Origin of the sequence: Duganella sp. OV510, assembly GCF_900100205.1 — a bacterium.
In the GTDB taxonomy this organism is placed as follows: Bacteria; Pseudomonadota; Gammaproteobacteria; order Burkholderiales; family Burkholderiaceae_D; genus Rugamonas.
Genome location: NZ_FNEQ01000007.1, coordinates 1 through 26,920 on the forward strand (window position 1 = coordinate 1; position 26,920 = coordinate 26,920).

Annotated in this window: 22 protein-coding genes; 6 read left to right on the top strand and 16 right to left on the bottom strand. The window is 62.1% G+C overall.

Annotation, left to right across the window (positions count from 1 at the left end):
- Window positions 1–234: 234 nt before the first annotated feature.
- The 3 genes from BLS51_RS18350 to BLS51_RS18360 all read right to left on the bottom strand — a co-directional run bounded on the left by BLS51_RS18350 (window position 235) and on the right by BLS51_RS18360 (window position 4,804).
- Window positions 235–2,736: a TonB-dependent receptor gene (locus tag BLS51_RS18350; protein WP_090186006.1), complete on the bottom strand. Its 2,502-nt coding sequence runs from the start codon at window positions 2,734–2,736 to the stop codon at window positions 235–237.
- Between the two features lie 139 nt (window positions 2,737–2,875).
- Window positions 2,876–4,090, bottom strand: a complete 1,215-nt coding sequence (locus tag BLS51_RS18355; protein ID WP_090186011.1) for an acyl-CoA dehydrogenase family protein — start codon at window positions 4,088–4,090, stop codon at window positions 2,876–2,878.
- Between the two features lie 9 nt (window positions 4,091–4,099).
- Window positions 4,100–4,804, bottom strand: coding sequence for a histidine phosphatase family protein (locus tag BLS51_RS18360; protein WP_090186016.1), 705 nt, complete (start codon window positions 4,802–4,804; stop codon window positions 4,100–4,102).
- A gap of 83 nt (window positions 4,805–4,887) precedes the next feature.
- Here BLS51_RS18360 and BLS51_RS18365 point away from each other — a divergent pair, with 83 nt between their 5' ends.
- Window positions 4,888–5,799, top strand: a complete 912-nt coding sequence (locus BLS51_RS18365) for a LysR family transcriptional regulator (protein WP_090186020.1) — start codon at window positions 4,888–4,890, stop codon at window positions 5,797–5,799.
- 49 nt (window positions 5,800–5,848) lie between these two features.
- Window positions 5,849–6,664: an EcsC family protein gene (locus BLS51_RS18370; RefSeq protein WP_175472623.1), complete on the top strand. Its 816-nt coding sequence runs from the start codon at window positions 5,849–5,851 to the stop codon at window positions 6,662–6,664.
- A gap of 66 nt (window positions 6,665–6,730) precedes the next feature.
- Here BLS51_RS18370 and BLS51_RS18375 read toward each other — a convergent pair whose 3' ends face one another.
- The 3 genes from BLS51_RS18375 to BLS51_RS18385 are packed head-to-tail and all read right to left on the bottom strand — an operon-like array spanning window position 6,731 to window position 10,246.
- Window positions 6,731–7,369 (bottom strand): PqiC family protein, encoded by a 639-nt coding sequence (locus BLS51_RS18375; RefSeq protein ID WP_229207641.1) that lies wholly within the window; start codon window positions 7,367–7,369, stop codon window positions 6,731–6,733.
- Complete coding sequence (locus tag BLS51_RS18380) at window positions 7,366–8,985, bottom strand: PqiB family protein (protein ID WP_090186026.1); 1,620 nt, start codon at window positions 8,983–8,985, stop codon at window positions 7,366–7,368. The genes BLS51_RS18375 and BLS51_RS18380 overlap by 4 nt, the downstream gene beginning before the upstream one ends.
- Complete coding sequence (locus BLS51_RS18385; RefSeq protein WP_090186030.1) at window positions 8,978–10,246, bottom strand: paraquat-inducible protein A; 1,269 nt, start codon at window positions 10,244–10,246, stop codon at window positions 8,978–8,980. The genes BLS51_RS18380 and BLS51_RS18385 overlap by 8 nt, the downstream gene beginning before the upstream one ends.
- 93 nt (window positions 10,247–10,339) lie before the next feature.
- Between BLS51_RS18385 and BLS51_RS18390 the strand changes: the two genes are divergently transcribed.
- Window positions 10,340–11,062, top strand: a complete 723-nt coding sequence (locus BLS51_RS18390; RefSeq protein WP_090186033.1) for a substrate-binding periplasmic protein — start codon at window positions 10,340–10,342, stop codon at window positions 11,060–11,062.
- Here the strand turns inward: BLS51_RS18390 and BLS51_RS18395 are convergent.
- The 3 genes from BLS51_RS18395 to BLS51_RS18405 are packed head-to-tail and all read right to left on the bottom strand — an operon-like array spanning window position 11,049 to window position 13,937.
- Window positions 11,049–11,498 carry a thioesterase family protein gene (locus tag BLS51_RS18395; protein WP_090186036.1) on the bottom strand — a complete coding sequence of 150 codons (450 nt, stop codon included), beginning with the start codon at window positions 11,496–11,498 and terminating at the stop codon, window positions 11,049–11,051. The two genes, BLS51_RS18390 and BLS51_RS18395, sit on opposite strands and share 14 nt — an antisense overlap.
- Before the next feature lies 1 nt (window position 11,499).
- On the bottom strand, window positions 11,500–12,726 hold the full coding sequence (locus BLS51_RS18400) for a M20/M25/M40 family metallo-hydrolase (protein ID WP_090186040.1): 1,227 nt from the start codon (window positions 12,724–12,726) through the stop codon (window positions 11,500–11,502).
- Window positions 12,727–12,737: 11 nt separating this feature from the next.
- Entirely contained in the window at window positions 12,738–13,937 is a 1,200-nt protein-coding gene (locus tag BLS51_RS18405) for a urate hydroxylase PuuD (RefSeq protein WP_090186043.1), read from the bottom strand.
- Between the two features lie 116 nt (window positions 13,938–14,053).
- On the opposite strand from BLS51_RS18405, the gene BLS51_RS18410 reads away from it, so the two are divergent.
- Together BLS51_RS18410 and BLS51_RS18415 are read left to right on the top strand one after the other, a co-directional pair.
- Window positions 14,054–14,992, top strand: a complete 939-nt coding sequence (locus BLS51_RS18410; protein ID WP_090186046.1) for a LysR family transcriptional regulator — start codon at window positions 14,054–14,056, stop codon at window positions 14,990–14,992.
- A gap of 72 nt (window positions 14,993–15,064) precedes the next feature.
- On the top strand, window positions 15,065–16,813 hold the full coding sequence (locus tag BLS51_RS18415) for an allantoate amidohydrolase (protein ID WP_090187238.1): 1,749 nt from the start codon (window positions 15,065–15,067) through the stop codon (window positions 16,811–16,813).
- Here BLS51_RS18415 and BLS51_RS18420 read toward each other — a convergent pair.
- Entirely contained in the window at window positions 16,801–17,712 is a 912-nt protein-coding gene (locus BLS51_RS18420; protein ID WP_090186049.1) for an AraC family transcriptional regulator, read from the bottom strand. The two genes, BLS51_RS18415 and BLS51_RS18420, sit on opposite strands and share 13 nt — an antisense overlap.
- A gap of 96 nt (window positions 17,713–17,808) precedes the next feature.
- Here BLS51_RS18420 and BLS51_RS18425 point away from each other — a divergent pair, with 96 nt between their 5' ends.
- On the top strand, window positions 17,809–18,702 hold the full coding sequence (locus BLS51_RS18425; RefSeq protein ID WP_090186052.1) for an SDR family oxidoreductase: 894 nt from the start codon (window positions 17,809–17,811) through the stop codon (window positions 18,700–18,702).
- Here BLS51_RS18425 and BLS51_RS18430 read toward each other — a convergent pair.
- The 6 genes from BLS51_RS18430 to BLS51_RS18455 are packed head-to-tail and all read right to left on the bottom strand — an operon-like array spanning window position 18,665 to window position 26,912.
- Window positions 18,665–20,038, bottom strand: a complete 1,374-nt coding sequence (locus BLS51_RS18430; protein ID WP_090186055.1) for a tetratricopeptide repeat protein — start codon at window positions 20,036–20,038, stop codon at window positions 18,665–18,667. The genes BLS51_RS18425 and BLS51_RS18430 overlap by 38 nt on opposite strands.
- A gap of 32 nt (window positions 20,039–20,070) precedes the next feature.
- Window positions 20,071–21,297, bottom strand: a complete 1,227-nt coding sequence (locus BLS51_RS18435; RefSeq protein ID WP_090186059.1) for a Zn-dependent hydrolase — start codon at window positions 21,295–21,297, stop codon at window positions 20,071–20,073.
- Window positions 21,298–21,307: 10 nt separating this feature from the next.
- Window positions 21,308–22,702, bottom strand: coding sequence for a dihydropyrimidinase (gene hydA / locus BLS51_RS18440; RefSeq protein ID WP_090186061.1), 1,395 nt, complete (start codon window positions 22,700–22,702; stop codon window positions 21,308–21,310).
- A 10-nt stretch (window positions 22,703–22,712) separates the two neighbouring features.
- Window positions 22,713–24,197 (bottom strand): NCS1 family nucleobase:cation symporter-1, encoded by a 1,485-nt coding sequence (locus BLS51_RS18445; protein ID WP_090186064.1) that lies wholly within the window; start codon window positions 24,195–24,197, stop codon window positions 22,713–22,715.
- Between the two features lie 49 nt (window positions 24,198–24,246).
- Complete coding sequence (gene preA / locus BLS51_RS18450) at window positions 24,247–25,542, bottom strand: NAD-dependent dihydropyrimidine dehydrogenase subunit PreA (RefSeq protein WP_090186066.1); 1,296 nt, start codon at window positions 25,540–25,542, stop codon at window positions 24,247–24,249.
- Window positions 25,542–26,912, bottom strand: coding sequence for an NAD(P)-dependent oxidoreductase (locus BLS51_RS18455; protein WP_217636468.1), 1,371 nt, complete (start codon window positions 26,910–26,912; stop codon window positions 25,542–25,544). Before BLS51_RS18455 ends, preA begins: the two co-directional genes overlap by 1 nt.
- Window positions 26,913–26,920: the final 8 nt, after the last annotated feature.

Here is a 26,920-nt window from a genome sequence, read left to right on the forward strand (position 1 = left end):
TCAAGGTAATGAAACGGATGGCCTATGGCTACCGCGACTCCGACTTCTTTTTCCTGAAGATCAAAGCCGCGTTTCCCGGTAATCCGTGAAGAGCCAAAAAAAAGCCCGCTACGAGAGCGGGCTAAATCTATTTCCTTGGAGGAGAATAGAGGAGACAGGTGCAATCATGCCCGTCACCAAACTATTAATCCAATTTATCTTTCTGATGCCAGAGATTCACCAAGCGCATAACACTTAGAATTTGACGTCCAGCTTGACACTGAAGTAGCGGAACACATCACGTGGCGGCACCCAGCTGCTGGCCGAAACCTGTGGCGAGGTCGAGGTCTGGCCGGCGCGGAACGACGACGGACCGCTGGCGTTGGCGTTCGGGATGTAGAACTTGTCGAACAGGTTGTTGACGCGGAAGCTCAGCTTGTAGCGATCCTTGCTGTCACGCACGCCAAAGCCCAGATCCGTGATCGAATAGCCATCATTTTCAGCATTCGGATCGTTGTTGATGTTGGTGCTGTACTTGCCCTGGTAACGCACGTTGACGTTGACAAAGCCCTTGAACGGCATCTGCGGGATCGCGAAGTCGTAGTTGGCGCCGATGTTCAGCTTGATCTTCGGTGTGCCAGGGAACACGCCGCCGTCCAGTTTCTGCACGCCGGTGGTCGACCCTGCTGCGATCGGGAAGCAGGCCGTGTTCTGGCCGGCGATCGAACCGTTGGCCGCGTACTTGGTCGTGCCCACCGCGACATTGGTCGGGTCGCTGTAGCATGGGCCGTTGGCCCACTCATCGATCTTCGGACGGGTGTAGGCCAGCGCCGCATTGACGGTCAGGTTCTGCGCCACCAGCGCGTTCATGTCGATCTCGAAGCCACGGGTGGAAATGTGCGGAATCGAATTCAGCTGGCTATAGATGGTTGGGTCGTTTGGCAGCACATAGGTGACGTTCTGCTGGTAACCGAAGAAGTCCGACAGGTAGGCCGTGGCCGCGATCGACACGCGGTTGTTGAACAGGTTGGCCTTGGTGCCGAGTTCGAAGCTCTGGCTGGTCTCCGGCTTGATCGGGAACGCCGCCGACGCCTTCAGGCCCGAGGTAACGTCATACGCCTCGCCCTTGTAGCCGGTCGATGCCTGCGTGTAGACCATCCAGTCCGGGGTGATCTGCTTCTGCAGACTGAGCTTGCCGGTGACGGCGCGGTCGGTGTTGCCGATGCTGTGGAACTGGTCCACGCCTTCCGGACCCGGCTTGAAGGTCGATTCGTCCAGCTGGTCGGTGTAGTAGTTGCGCTTGTAGTGGTAGCCCGAGATTTCCTCGTTCAGACGCATGCCGCCGGTCAGCGTCCAGGTCGGCGCGAACTCCCACGACGCCTGGCCAAACACCGACTTGTTGGTGTTGTAGATGTCGGTGTAGTAATTGGTCGGGCTGGATGGCGAGTTGCCGTTGCAGGCGGTCGGCGCCACGCAGTAGCCACGGATGAAGTGGCGGTAGATCTCGTTATGCGCCGCCCACAGGCCGGCCACATATTTGAAGGTGCCTGTGTCCGGCGAGACGTAGCGGAATTCCTGCGTCTTCGAACGGATGTCGTAGGTGCCGAACTGGTAGTTGCCGATGGTTGGCACGGTCTGGCCGGCGGCCGCGATGGTCGGCAGGTCGGTAAAGTCCTGGTCGCGGAAGTCGTTGGCCAGGTATTTGCTCCACGAGGTGATCGACATCAGCGTGGCGTCGTTCGGCAAGGTCCACGACACTTTCAGGCCGACGCCGCGATCGCTGGAAATCAGGCCGGTCGGAAAGTCGCGGCGCACATTGCGGTTGCCCTTGTCGTTGACGTTGATGCCAGCCAGCAGTTGCGACGCCGGCAGCAGCGGATTGCCGTTCAGGTAGACGCCATCCAGGCCGATCGGCGTCGATACCTGGGTGCCGGCTGCGGCCGAACCGGTGCGCAGGTTGAAACCGTTCACCGCCGTCACGCCGCGCGAGTTTTCCTGGTAGTTGTAGCGTGGCGTGAGGTCGACCTGCACCGTGTCGATCGGATTCCACTGCAGCTTGGCCATGAAGGTCTTGCCGCCCGAACCGTTGACGTCCTTGCCATCGGTCAGGTTGTGGAAATTGCCCGGCATGCGCGTCTTGCCGGCGTACAGGCGCAGCGCGAAGTGCTCGTCCAGCTGGCCGCCGGCCGAGGCGTTGACGCGCCATTCGTGGTCATTGGTCAAATAGGTGCTGGCGCGATAGGTCATCGGGCCGGAAATCTGCTTGGTGACGATGTTGACCGCGCCAGCCACCGCCGACTTGCCGAACAGCGTGCTTTGCGGGCCTTTCAGCACCTCGATGCGGGCCACGTCGGCCAGGTCCTTGAAGGCCTGGAACTGGGTGGCGATCGGGATGTCATCGATGATCACCGCCACGTCCGACTCGACACCAATGCCGACCGAGACGGTGCCGATGCCGCGCATGAAGATGGCGTTGTTGGCGGCGGTGGTGCCGGAATTCAGCGTCAGCGATGGCATCATCGCCACCACGTCCTCGATTTCACGGATGTTGGTGCGCTGGATTTCCTGCTCGCTCATCACCGAAATCGACATTGGAACGCTTTCCAATTTTTCGACGCGTTTATTCGCGGTTACTACTACCGTCTCCAGCGTGCCGGGTTTGGTGGTCGATTCTTCTTGCTGCGCCTGGGCGTTCATGGCCAGTAAAGCCAGCGCAAGCGCCGACGCCATCGGCGTCAGGTGGATGGGTTTCTTCATGGTCGTCTCCGTTCTAGTTTTAGTTAATCGTTTAACTTAAGTGACGAGCAAGATTAAAACAGCCTCCAAAATAAGTCAATACAAGTGGGAAATCCGCGCAACACATGCGCGGAAAACGATTACCTTAAATGTCAAAGGGTTATTTGTAGCGGGCAAGTTCCATTTTGCCGATCTGGGAACGGTGCACCTCGTCGGGACCGTCGGCCAGGCGCAGCGAGCGGGCGCTCGCATAGGCGTGAGCCAGGAAAGGGTCGGCCATGCCGCCGCCGCCCTGCACCTGTATCGCCCAGTCTATCACCTTGCAAGCCATGTTCGGCGCCGCCACCTTGATCATGGCGATTTCCTTGGCTGCCACCTTGTTGCCGACCGTATCCATCATGAAGGCGGCGTTCAGCACCAGCAAGCGTGCCTGGTCGATCAGGATGCGCGACTCGGCAATGCGTTCCAGCGTCACGCCCTGCTCCGCCACCGGCTTGCCGAATGCCACGCGCGACAGGCTGCGCTTGCACATCTGCTCCAGCGCGCGCTCGGCCAGGCCGATCAGCCGCATGCAGTGGTGGATGCGGCCGGGACCGAGGCGGCCCTGGGCAATCTCGAAGCCTCTGCCCTCGCCCAGCAGCAGGTTGCCGGCTGGCACGCGGACGTTGTCAAACACCACCTCGGCGTGGCCGTGCGGCGCATCGTCGAAGCCGAACACCGGCAGGTGGCGCAGGATGTTGACGCCGGGTGTGTTGCGCGGCACCAGTATCATCGATTGCTGCTTGTGGCGGCTGGCATTGTCCGGATCGCTTTTGCCCATGAAGATGAACAGCGCGCAGCGTGGATCATTGGCGCCGGACGACCACCATTTGCGGCCGTTGATGACGTACTCATCACCATCGCGGACAATCGAGCTTTCGATATTGGTGGCGTCCGACGAGGCCACCGCGGGCTCGGTCATGCCGAAGCAGGAACGGATGCGGCCGTCGAGCAGCGGTTCCAGCCACTGTTTCTGTTGCTCCGGCGCGCCGTAGCGCGCCAGCACTTCCATATTGCCGGTGTCCGGCGCCGAGCAGTTGAACACTTCCGGCGCCCAGTGCACGCGGCCCATGATCTCGCACAGCGGAGCATATTCCAGGTTGGTAAGGCCGGCGCCCTGGTCGGAATCCGGCAGGAACAGGTTCCACAGGCCGGCGGCACGCGCCTTCAGCTTCAGCTCTTCCATGATGCGGGTCGCCACCCAGGCGTTGCCGGCGTTGCGGTTGGCGTCCACCTCGGCGTGAAACGCGGCTTCGTTCGGGTAGATATGTTCTTCCATGAAGGCCGTCAATTTGGCCTGGAGTTGCTTTACTTTCGGGCTGTAGTCGAAATCCATCGTGTCTCCTTATCGGTATGTGACCGCACCTGGCTGGCCCAGCCATTCCAGATGCGCATAATTATTCAGGTAGCTCAGCGTGAACTGGCCGGGGCGCTGCATCAGCTTGGTGACGGCGGCGTTGGCCAGCGTCCAGTTCAGTTCCATGACCTGGAAATCCTGCAGGCCCAGCAGATGCTGCATCAGCGCCGCGATCACGCCGCCGGAGGTGAACACGATGGTGGTCTGCTTGCTGCTGTCGGTGTCCAGCCGTTCCAGCGCGCGCACGCAGCGGCGGCGGAAGTCCGGCCAGGTTTCGCTGTAGTCGCCGTCATGCCAGCCACTCATCCAGCGCTGCATGGCGGCGCGGAACAGATGCTCCAGCGCGCGCGGCGGATCGACATGCGCGGCCAGCAGCGCCTTGAAGGCGGCGGCGTCGGCAAATTCCGGGCAATGCCGCAGCAGCACCTCGTGATGATCGAATTCAGCGAAGTCCTCGTCGGTGATCCATTCGGTGTCGACCAGCAGCTTCTTCGGCAACGCGCCCATGCAGGCGTCCGCCGTCTGCCGGTGGCGCGCCATGCCGCCGTTGATCACCTTGTGGAAGCGCTGATGCGTGTTGGCATACCACTGGCCCAGCAAGCGCGCCTGCTCATAGCCCAGTTCCGACAACTGATCGTAATTGGCTTTGCCGAACGAGGCCTGCCCGTGGCGCACCAGAAAAATTTGTCCCATATCGCCTCCTCCCGAGAACCGTAGCTTAGCGGCTAGCCTATAATTCATCAAATGAATAGAATTAATGCTCCGCGATAAATCTCATGCATATATCCAAGGTCGACCTCAACCTGTTCATCGTGCTGGAAGCCATCTACGCCGAAGGCAGCATCACGCGCGCCAGCCAGAAAATGAACCTGACGCAGCCGGCCATCAGCCACGCGCTGAACCGGCTGCGCCAGCTGTTCGACGATCCGCTGTTCGAGCGCCAGGGCCACGTGATGACGCCAACGCCGCTGGCCCGTTCCATCATCGAGCCGGTGCGGCGCGCGCTGCGCGGATTTGAGGTGACGCTGACCGGCGCCGCGCGCTTCGACGCCGCCAGCAGCGGGCGCAACTTCTCGCTGGCGGTGCGCGACGTGCTGGAAGCCAGCGTGCTGCCGCCGCTGATGGCCGGCATCGCACGCGAGGCGCCTTCGGCCACGCTGAGCACGGTGCAGGTCAGTCGTCGCGAGCTGGAAAGCGAACTGGCCGCCGGCACGCTGGACGCCGCCATCGACGTGCTGCTGCCGCTGCCGAACGATGTCCGCCGCGCGCAGCTGGCGGGCGACCAGACGGTGGTGCTGGTGCGGCGTGGCCATCCGCTGGTCAAGCGCCGCGCACTGACGCTGGAGACCTATCTGCAACTGGAACACATCCAGACCAGCTCGCGCCGCCGTGGTCCGGGCCTGGAAGATGTGGAACTGAGCAGGCAAGGCCTGCAACGCCGCATCCGCCTGCGCTGCCAGCACTACTTCGCCGCCTGCCGCGTGGTCAGCCAGACCGACCTGGCGCTAACCATGCCCGACCGCCTGGCACGCATCGTCAACCAGCAGTTCAACAACCAGATCCTGCCGCTGCCGCTGGCCATGCCATCGCTGGACGTGTATTTGTACTGGCACGCCAACGTCGACAACGACCCGGCCAACACCTGGCTACGCAGCCAGATCGCCGCCGCCATGCAGGCCGCCGGCTGATTCCCCCAAGTGATACCATGCGATGTCTCAATCTGCGACAAGGGCCAAGATGAATGCCAAGGAATTACAGGACCTGGAAAACGCGGTCAAACTGCTGACCGCGACGCCCGTCCTGATCCGCATGAGCAATGCGGTCGGTTCGACCATCGAAGCGGGCATGAAAAAGCTGCCGGCCAAGGTGCGCGACGGTATCCAGGACGCCACCCACAAAGGCCTGACCAAAGCCATCGAATGGGCCGGCAAATCACTGGACGGCAAAGTGCAGGATGCCAGCACCAGGCGCCATATGCTGGCTGCCGCCACCACCGGCGCCATCGGCGGTTTTTTCGGCTTCGCCGGCCTGGCGATTGAAATTCCCGCGACCACCATGCTGATGATGCGCTCGATACTCGACATCGCGCGCAGCGAAGGCCACGACATTACCGATCCGGTCATCCAGCTCGAATGCCTGAGCGTCTTCAGCCACGGCAGCAGTAGCACCCAGTCCGACGACGCCACCGACACCAGCTACTACACGGCCCGCGTCGCGCTCGCGGAGACGATGGCGGAAACCGCCAAAGCGCTGAGCAAACTCGCCGCTGAAAAAGCTGCGAAAGGCATATCGCAAGGTGTGTCCGCCTCCACCGCCGGTAAATGGATGGCGCGTTTCATCGACGCCGTGGCAACCCGCTTCGGCATCGTCATCACCGAAAAAGCTGCGCTACAAGCCGCGCCGCTGCTGGGCGCACTGACCGGCGCTACCATCAACAGCCTGTTCATGGACTTCTACCAGGATGTAGCACGCGGCCACTTCACCGTCCTGCGCCTGGAAAAGCTCTACGGCCAGGAAACCGTAAAAACCCGATTCGAAGCCCTTGCTCCCTGACGCAGGGGCAGTTCCGGCAATCCGCCATGTGGTGGTTTGCCGGAACTGACTACGACATTGTTGGCATCAGCATGATGGCTTCTCGCCGGCGGCCAGCGTGCGTACGGCTTTGGCGATGTCGGCGCCGATGCGGGTGACGGCGCGCCGGTGGCCGGCAACCAGTTCGTCGTAGCCGGCGCCGACGCTTTCCTGCGCCACGCTGCGACAGGTCAGCACCTGCGCATTGCCGGCCAGGCGCACGCTCCACACCGCGTCAATCAGCGCGTACTGGCCCGGCGCCGATTCGAAGCGCTGCACGTTGGTGCTGATGCGGTACACCGGCGCCTTGTCCGGCACCGGATTGCGGAATACGTCGATCGTCCCCAGTTCGCCGGTGATCGTCAGCGACAGCGCCTGTCCAATTTCCGCCGCCGGCGGCGCCGACCAGCGCTCCTGTTCCAGCACGTCGATGCGGCTGGCGCCGGTCGTCACCACCAGCTGATTGCGCGCCACCTGCTTCGGCACCGTCACCGCCGGCAGCTCGATGTAATAGGCCGGCGCAGCCAGCGTGGTCCGCGCCGCACCATCCGCCGGCACCGGTTTGCCAACACCGAGGCCATTGCTCAGACTATAGAATCGCTCCTGCGGCACGCTGCCGCAGGCCGTCAGCATCAGTGCCGCTGCCAGCAGCGTTGCGCACGTGGCGCTAGAACCGTCACGCATCATTTCTGCTCTCCTTTTTTCTCCGGCTTACCGCGTATCAGCGACTCCGGATGCCGCTCCAGATAATCCGACAGGGCATTCAACGACTCCATGGTTTCCGTCACCTGCCGCAAGGCCTCGCGCAAATCCGACTGCATCGGCGAATCCTTTTGCAGCAGCAGGTCCGCTTCGCTGAAGGTTTTGCGCGCGGCGGCCAGCGTGTCCTTCAGTTCCGGCACCACTTGCGCGTCCAGGCGCTTCATCAGCACGTCGGCGCTCTTCAGTGTATCGCGCAGGTTCTTGCCGATCTCCTCGAACGGCACCTTATCCAGCTTGCGCGCGATGCTGGACAGCTGCGTCTGCAACTCATCCAGGCTGTTAGGCACGGTCGGCAGCTCCACCACCTCCGCCGTGGCGTCGATCTTCACCGGCGCCGCATTCGGGAAGAAGTCCAGCGCCACATACAACTGGCCAGTCAGCAGGTTCCCGGTGCGCAGCTGGCCGCGCAGGCCGCGCGCCACCAGGCGCTCCAGCACCAATGCACCGTTGCGCTCCTGGTCATCCTGCACGCTCTTGGCAAAGCTGCGGCCCAGGCGTGCCGGGTACATATCCACCGTCACCGGCATGCGGAAGTTCTTCTTCACAGGATCGAACTCCACGCCGACCGAGCGCACCTCGCCCAGCACGATGCCACGGAAGTCCACCGCTGCGCCGGCCGACAAGCCGCGCAGCGACTGGTCGAAATACAGCACCGTGGTCACCGCCATGCCATCCGGCTCGCGCATCGCGCTGGCCTGGTCTGCCGCCAGCGCGAACTCGCTACCGCCCGGCGCCACCGCCGACGGCTTCTGTCCGCTCACCGACTCAAACGAAATGCCACCCACCAGCACTGCCGCCAGCGACTGGGTATTCACCTTGAAACCGCTGGAATCCAGGCGTACGTCAACGCCGCTGGCATGCCACCAGCGCGTGTTCTTGCCCACATACTGATCGTAAGGCGCGGCGATAAACACCGACATTTTCACACCCCGGCCCTTCTCTTCCAGATCGAAACCGGTCACCTGCCCCACCTGGATGCGGCGATAGAAAATCGGCGCACCGACATCGATGGAACCCAGCGATTCGCTATGCAGCAAATAGGATGTGCCCTTCTCGTCGCGCGTCACCTGCGGCGGCTTTTCCAGCCCGGTGAATTCATTGGTGGTTTCCTCCGACTTGCCGGCATCCACGCCGATGTATGAGCCGGACAGCAAAGTGTTCAGCCCCGACACGCCACTGGCGCCGATGCGCGGCCGCACCACCCAGAAGCGCGTATCCTGCGCCGTGAAGCGCTTGGCCTCCTTGCTCATGTCGATCGTCACCAGCACCTTGGACAAGTCACGCGCCAGCGAGATCGACTTCACCAGGCCGATATCCACGTCCTTGTACTTCACCTTGGTCTTGCCCGGCTCCAGTCCATCCGCGCTGCGGAAGCTGACGGTCACGGTTGGCCCCTGGTCCAGCAGCGTCTTGGTCACCAGCGTCAGGCCGATGAGCGCCGCCAGCAAGGGAATCAGCCACACCAGCGATGGCAGCCAGCGGTTGGCCTTCTCCACTTCCGGCTCGTTCAACGGCGGATTGCCGTTCTCATTCTCAGGCATGCTTCTCTCCATGTGTATCGACAGGGTCCCAGATCAGGCGGGGATCGAACTGCATCGACGCGATCATGGTCAGTACCACCACCGCGCAAAACGCCAGCGCGCCGGGACCGGCCGTGATCACCGCCAACGACTGAAACCGCACCAGCGCCACCGTCAGCGTAATGACAAAAATATCCAGCATCGACCAGCGGCCGACAAACTCCACGATGCGATACAACACCGTGCGTTGCAAGGGCTGCCAGCGCGAGCGCCGCTGCGCCGTCCAGGCCAGCAGTCCCAGCGCCACCAGCTTCAGCACCGGCACCACGATGCTGGCGATGAAAATGATGACCGCCAGCGCCGGCGAGCCGCTGGTCCAGAAATAGACCACGCCACTGATGATGGTGTCGTCCTCCTTGCCGAACAGCGAATGCGTATGCATCACCGGCAGCAGGTTGGCCGGAATATAGAGGATGGTGGCCGCCAGCAGGAAAGCCCAGGTGCGTCCGACGCTGTCCGGACGGCGCCGGTGCAGGCGCGCGCCGCAGCGCGCACAATACTGGTGCCGCACCGTGTACTTCAACGACTCCACCAGCCCGCAAGCATGACAGGCCAGCAGCGGCGCGCCCTTTACCAGCGCCGCATACTTGAAGGTCTTCTGCGCCACGCGACGCGGTCCCGGCAGGTGCTCGCCGATATTCCATAGCGTCTTCGGATCGAACGACACCACAATGGCCAGCATCATGGTCAGCGCGCCGAAGGCAAACAGTCCGGGATGCACGACCACTTCGGCCAGGCTGGTCATCTTGACGATGGTGATCAGGATGCCAATCATCAGCACCTCGGTCATGCCCCAGCGCCGCGCCATGCCAACCGCGCGCAGCAGATGATCGAAGCCCGCTGGACGGCGGCCGGAGCGCAGCGACATGGTCACATACAGCAAGGAAGCCAGTTCCACCGCCGGCAACAGCATCGTGAATAAAAACACCACTACCGCCACCAACTGCATCTGTTCCATCCACAGCACGCGGATAGCGCCAAGCAGCGTGGCGCTGGTGTTATAGCCGCCCACCTCCAGCTCCACGATGGGGAAGAACTGCGCAATCAAAAACGTGAACACCGCCGCCATCGTGATCGCCGCCATGCGGCTGGCATCCGAGTGCACGCCGCGATACAGCACCGAACGGCAACGCACGCAGCGCGCCTTCTCGCGTGGGCGTAACGGGCGGTGCTGGTGCAGCACGCCGCAATCGTGGCAACTGATCAAATCGTATCGATGCACAGGCTGGCCGTTCAGTCAATAATATCCCTATCATACGATAAAGCCGTATCGGCTATGATAGAGCACTAACTCAAACAAAAACGGAGACAGCCGATGCCCCGCTGTTGGCCCGCGATGCTCACCGCCGCCTTCACCAGCCTTCCCGCCGCGGCGCAGGGCCCGGACACGCTCATCTTCGGCACCACCCATGAAAGCGACTCGGTGGTGTACCAGTACGCCACTGCCTACCTGAACAAGCTATGCGCGGAAATCCGCCAGCGCTGCCAGTTGCAAAGCCTGCCGGGCCGGCGCGCCGAAGCAATGCTGGCCGATGGCAGCATCGTCGGCGAAATGGGGCGGGTCAAGGACTATGGCCGCAAGCATCCACACTACCTGCGTATCGACGAGCCGTTTGTGCAGACACGCACCTTCGTCTTCACGCCGGCAGCAAAGCCGGCCATCGACAGCTGGCAGGAACTGACGCAACAAGCCCGCACCGTCAGCTACAAGCGCGGCATCCACACCTATCAAACCAGGTTGGAAATGCTGCGGCCGCAGGTGACGCCGCATGATGTGCAAACCGTGCCGGCTTGTCTGCAAATGGTGATCGCGGGGCGCGACCAAGCCTGCGTTTATGATGACGGCAGCTTGAGCGCCGCCTCGCGCGCCATGCTGTCGCTGGGGCGCATCGGCAAGCCGCTGGAAGAACTCGATCTGTATATCTATCTTGGCCGCGACCAGCGCGCGCTGGCGGGCAGCATCAATGCAGCCGCCGGCCGCCTGCATGCCCAGGGCCTGAACGCCGAGCTACGGCGGAAGTATTTTATTTCGCCTTGACGCTGGAAGACAGTTCCTGGAAGTCGTCGCTCTTGACCAGGGCCTGCCAGGTGGCCATCAGCTTCGCCGGCGGCGTAATCAGCTTGCGCTCCCCCAGGTCCAGCCAGCCGCCGGTGCTGTTGACGCGCGCCGCCAGCTTGCCATCCGGGCGAATGATGTCCGAGCGCAGTATCCAGCGGCTGCCATCTTCCGCCAGGCCGGCCAGCGACAGCGTCACGGTGATTTCCTCCAGCAGCAGCACTTCCTTGACGTAGGCAATTTCGTCCTTCATCACCACCGGGCCGATTTTCAGCCGCATGAATTCACTCATGGGGAAGCCGTGCTCCGACAGGAACAGCATGCGCACATCGCCGGCTTTATCGAGAAATGCGGTATTGCGCATATGGCTGTTGAAGTCCATGTCACCCCAGCCAGCCATCAGTTTTTTAGCAAACATCTCACTCCCCAAGGAAATCGAATAAGGTGCATGCTACCACCTTCGTCGCCTTGCGCAGATCTTCGAGATTAAGACGTTCGTCGGCCTTCTTGGCGTTCGATTCCGGCACCGTGCGCGGGCCGGCGCCGTACAGCACCGCCGGAATGCCATGCTCGCCGTACAGGCGCGCGTCCGCATACAGCGGCGTGCCTTGCGCCGGGATCTTCTCGCCGATGATGGTTTCGGCGTTCTGCTGGATGCTGGCTACCAGCTTGTCCGTACCTGGACGCTCGCGCAGCGCGTGCGACAGCAGCAGGCGCTTGATCTCCAGCGTGATGCCCGGAACACCCTGCACCGCATTCTCGATCAGCGCCCGCACCTGCGCTTCCACCTCGGCCGGATCTTCTTCCGGAATCATGCGGCGGTCCATCTTCAGCACCACTTTTCCGGGCACCACGTTGGTATTGGTGCCGCCGTCGATACGGCCTACCAGCATGGTCGGCGAGTCGATGCCGGCGATCTTTGACTTGATCTTCTTCAGTTCCGGCAGCTGGCCATAGATGGCGTTGAGGATGCGTGTGGCCGCCTGCAGTGCATCGTGGCCGGTTTCCGGCATCGCGCCGTGCCCCGACTTGCCGTGTACCGTGATCTCCAGTTGCAAACAGGCGTTGTGTGCGGTGACGATGTTGTAGCTGAAGCCCGCCGCGATCACGTAATCCGGCTTGGTCAGTTTCTGTTCCAGCAGCCAGCCCGGTCCCAGCAGGCCGCCAAACTCCTCGTCGTAGGTGAAGTGTAGTTCCAACCCGCCCTTCAGCGGCACGCCCAGCGCTTCCAGCGCGCGCACCGCAAAGATGTAGGTCGCGAAGTCGCACTTCGACACTGCCGCCGCCCGGCCATAGATGTAGCCGTTATCCACCACGCCGCCGTATGGCGGATAAGTCCAGTTGTCACCCGGCGGCACGACATCGCCGTGCGCATTCAGCGCCACCGTGGGGCCACCCGCCGCATAGGGGCGGCGCACGATCAGGTTGGTGATGCTCTGCATGCCGTAGTCGTGCACGGCCTGCTCGGGCACTGCATGCTTCTCGGCGCTCCAGCCGTAGGCCGTCACCAGATCCGCCACCAGGTCCGCGTGCGGCGCGTTATTGCCCGGAGGTGTATCGGTTGGCACGCGCAGCAGTTGCTGTAGCACGCCGACTTCCTCGTCAAAGTGCGCGTCGATCCATTCAGCCAGTTTTTGCTTGCTCATTGCTTGTTCCTTCATTTGGCGCCGGCCTCGTACCAGGCGGCGATCTGCGCCCGTTCGGCGTCGGTCATATTGGTCAGGTTAGCCAGCGGCATGGCCTTGGTCTGCACCACCTGCTTGTAGATTTTCTCTGCATTCTGATGGATTTCGGCGGCGGTGTCGAAGGCCACACCCAGCGGGGCCGCAGCAAAGCCGGGCTGCGTTGGATGCGCAGCATGGCAGGACAGGCAGCGCGCATCGACCACCGCTTTGACGCTGGCGAACTCCGGCGCCGCCACCGTCGCAGAAACCGGCCTGGCGGGCGCTATCGCCACCGCCACGCCAGCCAGCAACGCCACGCCGATGGCCGGATAGCGCCATTCCACGCGCCCTTTGTGGCGCAGGTTGAAGAAGTGGCGGATGAACACGCCCGCCGCCATGATCAGCGCCAGCACCAGCCACGCGTGCCCGTTCCGGTACGTCATCGCATAGTGGTTGCTGATCATGATGAACAGCACCGGCAGCGTGAAGTAGTTATTGTGGACGCTGCGCTGCTTGGCCTTCTGGCCATGCACCGGGTCCGGCATGCGGCCGGCGGTCATGGCTTCGACCATCTTGCGCTGGCCAGGGATAATCAGCATCAGCACATTACCGACCATGATGGTGCCGATCAGCGCGCCCACATGAATATACGCCGCGCGTCCACTCAGCACATGCGTCAGTCCATACGCCGCCGCCACGATCAACGCAAAAATCACCACGCCAAACCACAAATCATGCTTGCCCAGCGGCGAACGGCACAACAAGTCATATACCGTCCAGCCGATCACCAGCGTGCCGACACCGATGCCGATCGCCTGCAAGCTGCTGATATCCGCGATCTGCTTATCGATCATCATCGCTTGCGCATTAAAATAATAAGCGATGGTCAGCAACGCAATGCCGGACAGCCAGGTGGAATAAGCCTCCCATTTAAACCAGTGCAGTTCCTTCGGCAACTCGGCCGGCGCCACCAGATACTTCTGCGGATTGTAGAAACCGCCGCCATGCACCGCCCATAATTCACCCGACACACCCTTCTTCGCCAGCTCCGATCCGGGCGCCGGCGGGCGGATCGAATTATCCAGCCACACAAAGTAAAACGACGCGCCTATCCAGGCAATGCCGGTAATGATGTGCAGCCAGCGGACCAGCAGGTTAGCCCATTCGAGGCCGTAAGGGATCAGGTATTCCATGTAGTTTTAAAGGTCAAGAATGTGGCTAATTTACAGAAGATAAACGGATTTGATTCCTGCTACATGAACATTAGAGTATATTAAACATATCCATTTCCGTATAAACGACTCAACTCATGTCCGCTTTGCCGCAACACCTGGACCTTCACCTGATCCGCATCCTCTACCTGCTGCTGGTGGAGAAAAACGTCTCCCGCGTCGCGCTGAAACTGAATCAGCCGCAGCCATCAATCTCCGCCTCGCTACGCAAGTTGCGCGAGCTGACCGGCGATCCTCTTTTGGTGCGTGGCGCGCGCGGCATGGTGCCGACCCAGCATGGTGAAAGCCTGCTTGCACCAGCAAAGCGCATTCTCGATGAAACCGAGAACCTGTTCCTCAAGAAGGCAGCTTTCGTGCCACAGGAAGAAGCGCGCACCTTCCACGTCGCCGCACCGGACTACCTGGACAGCCAGTTCCTGCCCAATCTGGTAGCGCTGCTGCGGCGCGGCTCGCCCAACAGCCGCATCAAGATTCATGGCCTCGGTCCGGGCTCGGACTATGTGCGCCTGCTGTCGGACGGCGACATGGACCTGGTCATCGCCAACTGGGACGAGCCACCCGAGCACCTGCACATGTCCAAGCTGTTCGAAGATCCCATCGTCTGCGTGATGCGCGCCGACGCGCCTTATGCGCTGCGCACCGACAGCGACAAGATGACAATGGACGATTACCTGACGCTGCCACACGTGGCGCCAACGCAGATCCTGCCCGGCTATCTCGGCGTAATCGACGACTATCTCGAACGCCAGGGCCTGCAGCGCAACGTGGTGGTGGAGTCGGCCTACTTCGGCCTGATCCCCAGCATGCTGGCGCAGACGGACTTGATGCTGACCACCGGCAGTCAGTTCGTGCGCCATTACGAAAAACAGATGGGACTGAAGAAGTTCACCGTGCCGGTCAAGTTCCCGGCGATGCGTTTCTATCAGTTGTGGCACGAGCGCGTGCACCAGGCGCCGGAACACAAGTGGCTGCGCGAACAAGTCGCCGCCGCCGCCAAGGCGCTGACGCAAAACTAAGCACAGCCGTATAAACCGTACCGCATACCGCATATATCGCAGCGACGCTGGCGCGTTATGATGGAGCCCATGATGACGACACTCTCTGACCTGAACAGCTGCGACACCGCCACCTTCGTCGAACGCCTGCGCGGCATCTACGAACACTCGCCATGGATACCGGAACGCGCCGCCGCGCAGCGGCCGTTCAACAGCGTTACCGCGCTGAAGCTGGCCTTGCAGGATATGGTCAGCGCAGCCTCGCTGGATGAACAACTGGGCCTGATCCGCGCCCATCCCGAGCTGGCTGGGAAGGCCGCCGTGGCCGGCCAGTTGACTGCGGAATCGACCAGCGAGCAGGCCAGGTCCGGCCTGCACCTGTGCAGCGCAGAGGAATTCGCCACGCTGCACCAGCTGAATGCCGACTACAACGCCAAATTCGGTTTCCCGTTCATCCTCGCTGTCAAAGGCCCTACCGGCCAAGGGCTGACGCGGCAAGCAGTCATCGCCACCTTTGCACGCCGCCTGAAGAATCAGCGCGCCGCTGAAATCGCCGAATGCCTCCGCCAGATCAAGCGCATTGCAGAAATCCGCCTGAATGATCTGCTGTCCGTGCAGCTGGAGTTCGGTCCCACCATCATGCAGTGGAGCGAGGAACTGGCGGCGTGGAGCGACGACGAAGCCGCGCTCACCTGCGCCTACATGACCTCCGCGCATCGCCAGACAGCCGCGCAGCTGCTGGAATGGATGCAAGCCGCCGGCATGAATGCGCATATCGACGCTGTCGGCAACGTAGTCGGCGTCTACCGCTCGGAAGCGGCCAACGCCAGAACGCTGATGACCGGCTCGCATTACGACACCGTGCGCAACGGCGGCAAATACGACGGCCGGCTTGGCATCCTGCTGCCGATCGCCATCGTGCGCCATCTGCACGCACGCAGCGAAAAACTGCCCTTCCATATTGAAGTGGTTGGCTTCGCCGAAGAAGAAGGTGTGCGTTTCAAGAGCACCTTCCTTGGCAGTACCGCCATCACCGGCCGCTTCGACATGTCTTTACTGGAGCAGGCCGACGCCGATGGCGTCAGCATGCGCGATGCCTTGCTGGCCGCAGGCCATGATATCGCGCGCATTCCGGCGATCGCCCGCAATCCTGCCGACCTGCTGGGCTTCGTTGAGGTCCATATCGAACAAGGCCCGGTGCTGCTGGAGCGTGACCTGGCGCTGGGCGTGGTCACGGCTATCGCCGGCAGCTCGCGCTACCTGGTCGAACTGACCGGTCTGGCCAGCCATGCCGGCACCACGCCGATGAATATGCGCAAGGACGCCGCTTCGGCGGCCGCCGAAATCGTGCTGCTGGTCGAGCAGCGCTGTGCGCAAGCGCCTTCGCTGGTCGGCACGGTCGGCCAGCTGCAAGTTCCGGGCGGTTCGGTCAACGTCATCCCCGGTGCCTGCAAACTGTCGCTCGACATCCGCGCTGCCGACGATGCGGTGCGTCTGGCTGCGGTAAAAGACGTTTTGGACGGCATCGCCACCATTTGTGCGCGCCGCCAGATTGAATTCACGCTGCAGCCGTTGCTGGAGGCCAGCGCCGCGCCGTGTGCGCCGCGCCTGATGCGGCAGTTCGGTGACGCCATCGAACGCGCCGGCCTGCCGCGCTTTGAGCTGTTGTCCGGCGCCGGCCACGACGCCATGGAGATGGCAGCCATCACCGACGTCGCCATGCTGTTCACGCGCTGCGGCAACGGCGGCATCAGCCACAATCCACTGGAAACCATGACCGCCGACGACGCCGACATCGCTGCCCGCGTGCTGCTCGACTTCCTGCGCAGCTACAAGGACTGATCGCGCACGTACTGGCGCGGCGAGCAGCCCATCACACGCTTGAAAGCCGTGCTGAATGCACTGTCCGATTCGTAGCCCAGTTGCTGCGAGATGACCGACACCGGCTGGCTGGAATGCACCAGCCGGTCGCCTGCAAGCAGCATGCGCCAGCGCGTCAGGTAATCCATCGGCGAACTACCGACGGTCTGTTTGAACTTGAGCGCCAGCGTGGAGCGCGACATGCCGACATGCTGCGCCAGCGTCTCCAGCGTCCAGCGTTGCGCCGGCTCCGCGTGCAGCGCACCGATGGCGCTGCCGATCTGCGGATCGGCCAACGCGTAAAGCCAGCCGACGCCATTGCCCTCCTCTTCCGCCAGCACCAGCCGTAAGGCCTGCACCAGCATCATGTGCGCCATGTGCTGTGCGATCAGCACATGGCCCGGCCGTTGCTCGCGCAGTTCCGTCGCCAGCCGCTGCAAGGACCAGCGCAACGCTTCGCGGTCGCTGTCCTTGTGCACGTGGGCGATGGGCGGCAACGCCTCCAGCAGAATGCTGGTGTGCTTGCCGTTGAAAACAAAATGACCACCGACGATCATGCAGCCGCCGCCATCGTTGATGATGCCGATGCCGCCGACACGCCGCTTGTGCAGCAACTCCAGCGCATTCACCGGCGGCAGCGACAAGTCGCTGGCCAGCCGGAACGCGCGTCCACGCGGGAGTAAAAAGCAGTCGCCGGTCTTCAGGCGCACCGGCTCGTCCACATCCTCCACCGACAGCCAGCACTCACCATGCACCACCGCGTAGCACTTGATGCCTTCGGGCCGATGGAATTGCAGCGCCCAGTCACCGGCGGCGTCAAAACCGCCGGCCATGTAGCTACGCGGCTTCAGCAAGGACAGCACATCTGACAAAGGATCCATAATTTTCGGACGAATACAAAGAAAGTACGGATTCTACAGCATGGATCGTCCGGCCAGCATCTCCTATCATGCAGTCATCCACACGAGGAGATCAACATGAAAGTATTCGTTACAGGTGCAACGGGCTGGGTAGGCTCGGCGATCATCCAGGAATTGATTGCGGCAGGCCACAAGGTGCTGGGACTCGCGCGCAGCGACGACGGCGCCGCCCTGCTGCGCGACCGTGACATCGCCGTGCATCGCGGCGAACTGTCAGACCTGGAGGCGCTGCAAGCCGGCGCGCGGGCATGTGATGGCGTGATCCACACCGCCTTTATCCACGACTTCAAGGACTTCAACGCCGCTGGCGAAACCGATCGCCGCGCCATTGAGGCCATGGGTGACGCGCTGGCGGGCAGCGGCAAGCCGCTGATCACCACCTCGGGTAGCGCGCTGCTGCCTCACGGCCGCCTTGGCACGGAAAGCGACGCGGCCGATCCGCACGGCGCCGCCCAGCACCGTACCGCCTCGGAAGCGCTGACGCTGGCACTGGCCGGGCGCGGCGTGCGTTCATCGCTGGTGCGCCTGCCACCATCGGTGCATGGCGACGGCGACTACGGTTTCGCACCACGGCTGGTGGATATCGCCCGCGCCAAAGGCGTTTCGGCCTACATTGGGGATGGCGAGAACCGCTGGCCGGCCGTACATCGCACGGACGCAGCCCGCCTTTATCGGTTGGTGCTGGAACACGGAGTGGGAGGAGCGCGCTATCACGCCATCGCCGAGCAGGGCATCGCCACGCGCAAGATCGCAGAAGTCATCGGTCAGGGTCTCGGCTTGCCAGTGGTCAGCATGACGGCCGAACAGGCGCACGACCATTTCGGCTTCCTTGCGCGCTTCTTTGGCGCCGACTGCCCTGCCTCCAGCGCACTGACGCAACAGCAGCTTGGCTGGCAGCCTTCCGGGCCGGGGCTTATCGAAGATCTGGAGCGGCACTACTTCCGAAGCTGAGTAACGCGGCCGCCACCTCGGCAATCACCGGCGCCCAACCGCCACCGCGCGGTTGGCGGAACAGGCGCATGGCCGGATACCACGGCGTATCGCTGCGATCCGTCATCCAGCGCCAATCGCAGCGATAGTCCGGCAGCAGCAGCCAGCAAGGCTTGCCGAGCGCGCCGGCGAGATGCGCGACCGCCGTATCCACACTGATGACCAGATCGAGATTGGCGATGACGGCAGCCGTCTCCGCAAAGTCACCCAATTGCGCGCCGATCGGATGCAGCGACATCCCGCTCGGCGGCAGCAAAGCTTCGGCTTCGCCAGCGCCCTTCTGCAAGCTGACGAAATGCGCGGGCACTGCGGCGAGCGGCGCAAGCGTCATCAACGACGGCAAGGAGCGGTCGGCGTCATTCTCGAAATTGGCGTTGCCGCGCCATGCAAGGCCGACACGCAACCCATGCTGCGGCAACACAGCACGCCAGTGGTCAACCAGTTCCGGCTGCGCGCGCAGATAGGGCACCTCCGCAGGAATGGAGGCCAGCTCCGTGTCGAACAATCCCGGCAAGCGCATCGGCCGTGTCCAGAAATCCCAGTCGCCCGGCAGATCCTGACCCAGCGCATGCACACGATGCACGCCCGGTAGCGTGGCAAACAACCGCTGCAATTCTGGATGGCACACCACATCCACACGCGCGGCGCCGCGTTGCTTCAGCAGCGGCACATACCGCACAAACTGGATCATGTCGCCATGGCCGGCTTCCAGGCCAAGCACGATGGACTTCCCAGCCAGCGGCTCGCCCTCCCAGAACGGACAATCGAAGGACAGCGGAAACTGATCGAACTGCCAACGCGCATCCAGCATGCGCCAGCCTTCTTCGAAACGGCCCTGCCGCAGCAGCAGATAACTCAGGTTGAACTGCGTGCGCGCATGGCCGGGCTCCAGCGCCAAAGCCTCGCGATAGCAAGCCTCGCCCTCCGGCTCGCGATGGGTACACACCAACAGCGCGCCCAGCATATTCCACGCCGCTGCGGAATCCGGCGCGCACTCCACCGCCGCGCGCATGGCCGATTCCGATTCCTCAAAGCGCTTCTCCTTCAGCAGCAGTGCGCCCAGGTTCTGATACAACTGCGCGTGGTCCGGCATCAGCGCCAGCGCTTGCAGATAATGGAATTCCGCTTCCGCCGCTGCACCCTGCTGCTCCTTCAGATAGCCGAGATTGGCGCGCGCCGCCGCGTGCCATGGCTGCAAGGCCAGCGCTTGCAGATAGCAATCTTCAGCGCCAGCGTAGTCGCCGGCAGCCAGACGTTCGTTGGCATCGAGGTAGGCTTGCTGAGGGTCGGTATGCATGCGATGAAGTATGCACCGCCCTCGTCCTTCGGTCAAACCACGCGGGCACGCTCCAGCATGGCGTGCAGCAGAACGTTACAGCCAGCTTCCAGGTGCTCCGGCTTGGCGTCCTCGATTTCGTTGTGGCTGATGCCATCCTTGCACGGCACGAAGATCATGCCGGATGGCGCAAGGCGGGCGGCGTAGATGGCGTCGTGGCCGGCGCCGGACACCACGTCCATGGTCGAGTAACCCAGTTTGGCGGTGGCGCTGCGTACCGCATCCACGCACTCCGGATGGAAGGGGCATGGCGGATAATAGGAAACGCGCTCGATGGAGATTTTGAGGCCGCTTTCATTGCGCGTCTTGTCGATAAAGGCCAGCATCTCTTCATGCATGGTATTGAGCAGTTCATCGTTCACGTTGCGCAGGTCGATGCTGAATTTGACTTCGCCGGGAATGACGTTGCGGCTGTTGGGGAAAACCTGCACCATGCCGACCGTGCCACGGCCATACGGCGGGTAGCGGTTGGCGATGGCCACCACTTCCTGCATGATGCGGGTGGAGACTTGCAGCGCGTCCTTCCGCAGATGCATCGGCGTCGGGCCGGCGTGGGCTTCCATGCCGGTGACCACGCAGTCGTACCAGGACAGGCCCATCACCGCCGGCACCACACCGATGACCTTGTCGGCATCCTCCAGCACCGGGCCTTGTTCGATGTGCGTTTCGAAGTAGGCGCCGATTGGATGATCGCCCGGCACTTGCGCGCCCTTGTAGCCGATACGCTCCAGCTCCTCGCCGACTGACTTGCCATCCACGTCGCGCGCCGCATATGCCGTCTCCAGCGAAAAGGCACCGCAGAATACGCCGGAGCCCATCATCACCGGCACGAAGCGCGAGCCTTCCTCATTGGTCCAGAAGGCGACTTCAATCGGCGCCTCCGTTTTGATCTTGAGGTCATTCAGCGTGCGCACGACTTCAAGGCCGGCTAGCACGCCGTAGTTGCCGTCAAACTTGCCGCCAGTCGGCTGCGTGTCGATATGGCTGCCGGTCATGACTGGCGGCAGCGCGTTGTTCGTGCCATCGCGGCGCATGAAGACATTGCCGATCTGGTCGATGGTGATCGACAGGCCGGCTTCCCTGGCCCACCCGACCACCAGGTCGCGGCCCTGTTTATCAAGGTCCGTCAGGGCAAGGCGCTTGACGCCGCCCTTCTCGGTCGCGCCGATCTGCGCCAGTTCCATCAAAGACGCCCACAGGCGATCACCATTAATTTTCATGCTGGACTCCTTAACGCGCCGACGTTGCCTTGAACGACGGACGATTGATATAGCGGCCTGCACCCTCCACGGCCATCAGCACGCCGCGATGGAAGACGATATTCCCGGCGGCCAGCGTGGTGCTCGGAATGCCACGCACGGTACGGCCCTCGAACACGTTGAAGCCGCCTTTGGCAAACTGCGTCAGTGCCGAGATGGTGCGCGTGGCTTCCGGGTCCCACACCACCACGTCCGCATCCGCGCCCGGCGCGATGACGCCCTTGCGCGGGTAGATATTGAAGATCTGCGCGGTATTGGTCGACGTCACCTTGACGAATTCCGACGGCGTCAGCAAGCCGGTATTGACGCCCGCATCCCAGATGACCGACATGCGGTCTTCCACGCCACCGCAGCCGTTTGGAATCTTCGTGAAATCGTCCTTGCCCATGGCCTTCTGCTCCGCACAGAAGGTGCAGTGGTCGGTAGCCGTAGTATGCAGATTCCCACCGCGCAGCCCCTGCCACAGCGCTTGCTGATGGTGCTTGCTGCGGAACGGTGGACTCATTACGTGGCCCGCTGCAAACTCCAGGTCATCGCTCTGGTACACGCTATCGTCGATAACCAGGTGGCCGGCCAGTGCCTCGCCATAGACCCGCTGTCCATGCGCGCGCGCCCGCGTGATCGCCTCCAGCGACTCCTCGCATGACACGTGCACGATGTAGATCGGCGTGTTCATCACATTGGCAATCGCGATGGCGCGGTTGGCCGCTTCCGCTTCCACTTCCGGAGGGCGCGACAGCGGATGCGAGCTTGGCCCGGTCAAGCCGCGCTTCAGCAAATCCTGCTGCAACTGATAAACCAGTTCGCCATTCTCGGCGTGCACAGTCGGCATGGCGCCCAGCTCCAGGCAGCGGCGGAAACTCTTCACCAGCGTTTCATCGTCGGCCATGATGGCATTCTTGTACGCCATGAAGTGCTTGAAGCTGTTGACGCCATGGTCTTTCACCAGAATGCCCATGTCGCGGTGCACCGTCTCGTCCCACCAGGTAATCGCCACGTGAAAGGTGTAGTCGCCCGCCGACTTCCTCGCCCATTCGCGCCACTGGTGATAAGCCTCGATCAGGTTCTGCTTCGGCGAAGGAATCACGAAGTCGATAATGGTGGTGGTGCCACCCGCCAGGCCGGCGGCGGTGCCGGTGTAGAAGTCGTCCTGCGTCACCGTCCCCATGAACGGCAGGTTCATATGCGTGTGCGGGTCTATCCCGCCCGGCATCACATACTGGCCGCCGGCATCGATCACCTTGGCGCCCGCCGGCACTTCCAGGTTTTCGCCGACAGCGGCGATCTTGTCGCCATCGCACAGCACATCGGCGCGAAAGGCGCGGTCGGCATTGACGACAGTGCCGCCACGGATGATGGTCTTCATAAACGTCTCCTTATGGGTGAACCGGCGTGCGCACGGCAGGCACGGCCTTCCCTTTCATCATAAGCCCGTACACAATGGCCGAAATGGCGATGCCAACGAACCACGCATAGGTATAAATCGTTTTAAACGTTTCCGGCACATCGGGGAAGGAAGCCGGGAACGCAGCATTAAGGAAGCCCGGAATATTCGGCACCACGCCGATCACAAACGCCACCATCGCCGCCGTATTCCAGCCCTTGCCATACGAGTATTGGCCGTCTTCGCGATACAGATCAACGACATTCAGTTCCGTCTTGCGCACGAGGTAGTAATCGACAATCAGCACACCGGCGATCGGGCCAAGCAGCGCCGAGTAGCCAATCAGCCAGGTGAAGATGTAGCCTTGCGTCGACTCCAGTATCTTCCACGGCATCATCAGGATGGCGATGGCAGCCGTGATATAGCCGCCTGTCTTGTACGTGATCTTCTTCGGTGACAGCGCCGAGAAATCATACGCCGGACCGACCAGGTTTGCCGCCAGGTTGACCGACACGGTATCGATGAGCAGAATGAGCAGCGCTACCAGCACCGCCACGCCGGTCATGCGGCTCGACAGCTCGACCGGGTCCCAGATCGCCTTACCGTACAAGACGACCGTGGCCGAGGTCACGATCACCGCCATCGCCGCCAACAAGCCCATAGGCAATGGTAAGCCAACCGTCTGGCCGATCACCTGGTCGCGCTGTGTCTTGGCGAAGCGCGTGAAGTCTGGAATATTCAGCGCCAGCGTGGCCCAGAAACCGACCATCGCCGTCAGCGAAGGCCAGAACACGGACCAGAACTGGCCAGCCTTCTTGCAGCCGTCAACAAACTGCGACGGCGCCGACAGCAGCTCGCCAAAGCCGCCTGCCTTGCTGTGCACCCAGCCAAGCAGCACGAAGCAAATGGCAATCTTCAGCGGGGCGGTGTAAGTCTCCAGCTTGCGGATCGACTCCATGCCGTGCACGATGTAATAAAACTGGATGGCCCAGAAAGCCAGGAAGCAAAGCAGCTGCCCACCGTTGATACCAAGCCCCGCGATCTTCTCACCGCCGATATCTCCGCCCATCATCACGCCCAGCAGCGTGTAAATCATCTGGCCGCCAAACCAGGTTTGAATACCATACCATCCGCAAGCGACAATCGCGCGCATCAACGCCGGCAGCCTGGCGCCCGAGGTGCCAAACGATGCCCGCGCCAGCACCGCGTACGGGATGCCGTACTTGGTGCCGGCATGGCCGATCAACAGCATCGGCAGCAACACGATGGCATTCGCCAGGAACACCGTCAGCACCGCCTGATAGCCGGACATCCCGCCTTCGATCAGACTGGCGGACAATGTGTAGGCTGGAATGCACATGACCATGCCAACCCACAGCGCCGAGAAGTGATACCAGCGCCAGGTGCGCTGTGCCGCCGTTGTCGGCGCCAGGTCTTCATTCCAGAGTTGCGTGCTGCCAGAAGGTTCTGTGCTCAATGCGTTCTCCAAAAAGTTTGGCTTCCCTTCGTCGTTGCAAGTTCCATACCTAAGCGGCTTGTTCGACCTTCACATTCTCCGCGCGTGGATTGCGCGGGTCTTGAGTCCAGTTCATGTATGGCTTGCCGGTATCCTGCGGCACCATCGTGATACAGCCTTGCACCGGGCAGGTGATCTCGCACAGATTACACCCAACGCACTCCTCCTTGTTCACTTCATACGTGCGAGCGCCACTGACAGCATCGATCAGCTGATTGATCGACTGGTGCGAGGTGTCTTCGCACGCCACATAACAGCGGCCGCACTTGATGCAGTCTTCCTGGTTGATCTGCGCAATCACCTGGTAGTTCATGTTCAGGTATTTCCAGTCGGTGGTGTTGGGCACAGCCTTGCCGGAGAACTCGGCGATACTGCCATAGCCCTTCTGGTCCATCCAGCGCGACAGGCCGTCCTTCATCTCTTCAACGATGCGGAAACCATGCAGCATCGCCGCCGTGCACACCTGCACGCAACCGGCGCCGAGTGCGATGAACTCCGCCGCATCGCGCCAGTTGCCGATGCCGCCGATGCCGGAAATCGGCAGGCCAGCCGTCTGCGGATCGCGCGCAATCTCGGCCACCATGTTCAGCGCAATCGGCTTGACTGCCGAGCCGCAGTAGCCGCCGTGCGTGCTGGCGCCCCCTACGACCGGAAAAGCCACCATCTGGTCCAGGTCCAGGTGCGTGATCGAGTTGATGGTGTTGATCAGCGAGACGGCATCCGCGCCGCCAGCCTTGGCCGCGCGCGCCGGCGCACGCACATCGGTGATGTTCGGCGTCAGCTTGACGATCACCGGTAGCCGGGTATTCTGCTTGCACCAGCGCGTGACCATCTCGACGTACTCGGGCACCTGTCCGACCGCCGCGCCCATGCCGCGCTCCGGCATGCCGTGCGGGCAGCCAAAATTCAGTTCAATGCCATCGGCGCCGGTAGCTTCCACTTTCGGCAGAATGTCGGCCCACAGGCGCTCTTCGCATGGCAGCATCAGCGATACGATAATGACGCGGTCCGGCCAGTCCTTCTTCACCTGCGTGATTTCCTGCAGATTCAGTTCCAGCGAGCGGTCGGTAATCAGCTCGATGTTGTTGAAACCAAGGACTTCGCGGTTCTTGCCGTAATGCGCCGAATAGCGCGACGACACGTTGACGGCGGCGGGATCCTCGCCCAGCGTCTTCCACACGACACCGCCCCAACCCGCCTCAAATGCGCGCACCACGTTGTAGGCCTTGTCTGTTGGTGGCGCCGAGGCCAGCCAGAATGGATTGATGGATTTGATGCCGCAAAATTCTACGCTCAGGTCAGCCATTATGCAGCCTCCTTCAGACCATTGATATCGTGATGGATGGCGTGTGCAGCCAGCTTGCCATGTTGGACTGCCTGCACAGTCAGGTCCTGTCCCGGCGCCACGCAATCGCCGCCGGCGTAGATGCGCGGCAGGACGGTGCGGAACTGATCGTCGACATAGATCTTGTCACCGTCACGTTTCAGCGTTTTCGCCAACGGATCGCCGATGCTGGTTTCCTCCATGCCCTGACCGATGGCCTTGAAGATGGCGTCCGCCGCGATGTCGAAGGTCTCGCCAGTGCCTGCCAAGCGGCCGTTGACCAGCGCTGTCTTCTCGAAGCGCATGCCCTGCACGCGGCCCGCCACGTCCAGCAGCACCTGCTGCGGCTGTGCCCAGGTACGCATGCGGACCTGGTTTTCCTTGGCGATGTGCTGTTCATGACCGGTGGCGCTCATCGCCTCGAAGCCGCGACGGTAGACCAGCGTCACTTCATCCGCACCCAGGCGCTGGATCTGTACCGCCATATCAATCGCCGTATTGCCGGCGCCGATGACGATGGCGCGCGATGGCACCGGCAGCCTGGATAGATCGCCCGCCTGGCGCAGCGCTGCGATGTAATCCACCGCTGCCAGCAGTCCTGGTGCATCCTCGCCGGTCAGGCTTAGCTGCTTGCTGGCCCCAAGGCCCAGGCCGAGGAACACAGCGTCGTAATTGGTATGCAGCTCGCGCAGTTGCAGGTTCACGCCAAGCGCCTGTCCATGCTTGATGGTGATGCCACCGATCTGCAATAGAAAATCGACTTCCTTCTGCGCGAAGTTATCGGTCAACTTATACTTGGCGATGCCGTATTCATTGAGGCCGCCGGACTTCTCGCGCGCTTCGTAGATGACGACTTCATTGCCCAGCATCGCCAGGCGGTGCGCGCACGACAGGCCGGCAGGGCCGGCGCCAACGACAGCAATCTTCTTGCCAGTCGACGGGCCGCGCTTGAAAGGATGTTGATCCAGCTGCATATTGTCGATGGCGTAGCGCTGCAACAGGCCGATCTTCACCGGCTGGCCTTCCGCATCGTGATTGCGCACGCAGGCGTCCTCACACAGAATCTCAGTCGGACAGACGCGCGAACAGCTGCCGCCAAGGATGTTCTGCTTGAGGATGCCGACAGCAGCGCCGTTGATATTCTCTTCGTGGATATTGCGGATGAAACTCGCCACGTCGATGTCCGATGGACAGATGCGCGTGCATGGCGCATCGTAGCAATACAGGCAGCGCGACGCTTCGATGGCGGCTTGTCGCGCGTTCAGGGCCGGCGCCAGATCGGTGAAGTGTTTGGCCAATGAATCATTGGCTTCCTTCGATGTCGGCAGATAGCTAATCGATTCGATCATGATGTCCTCGT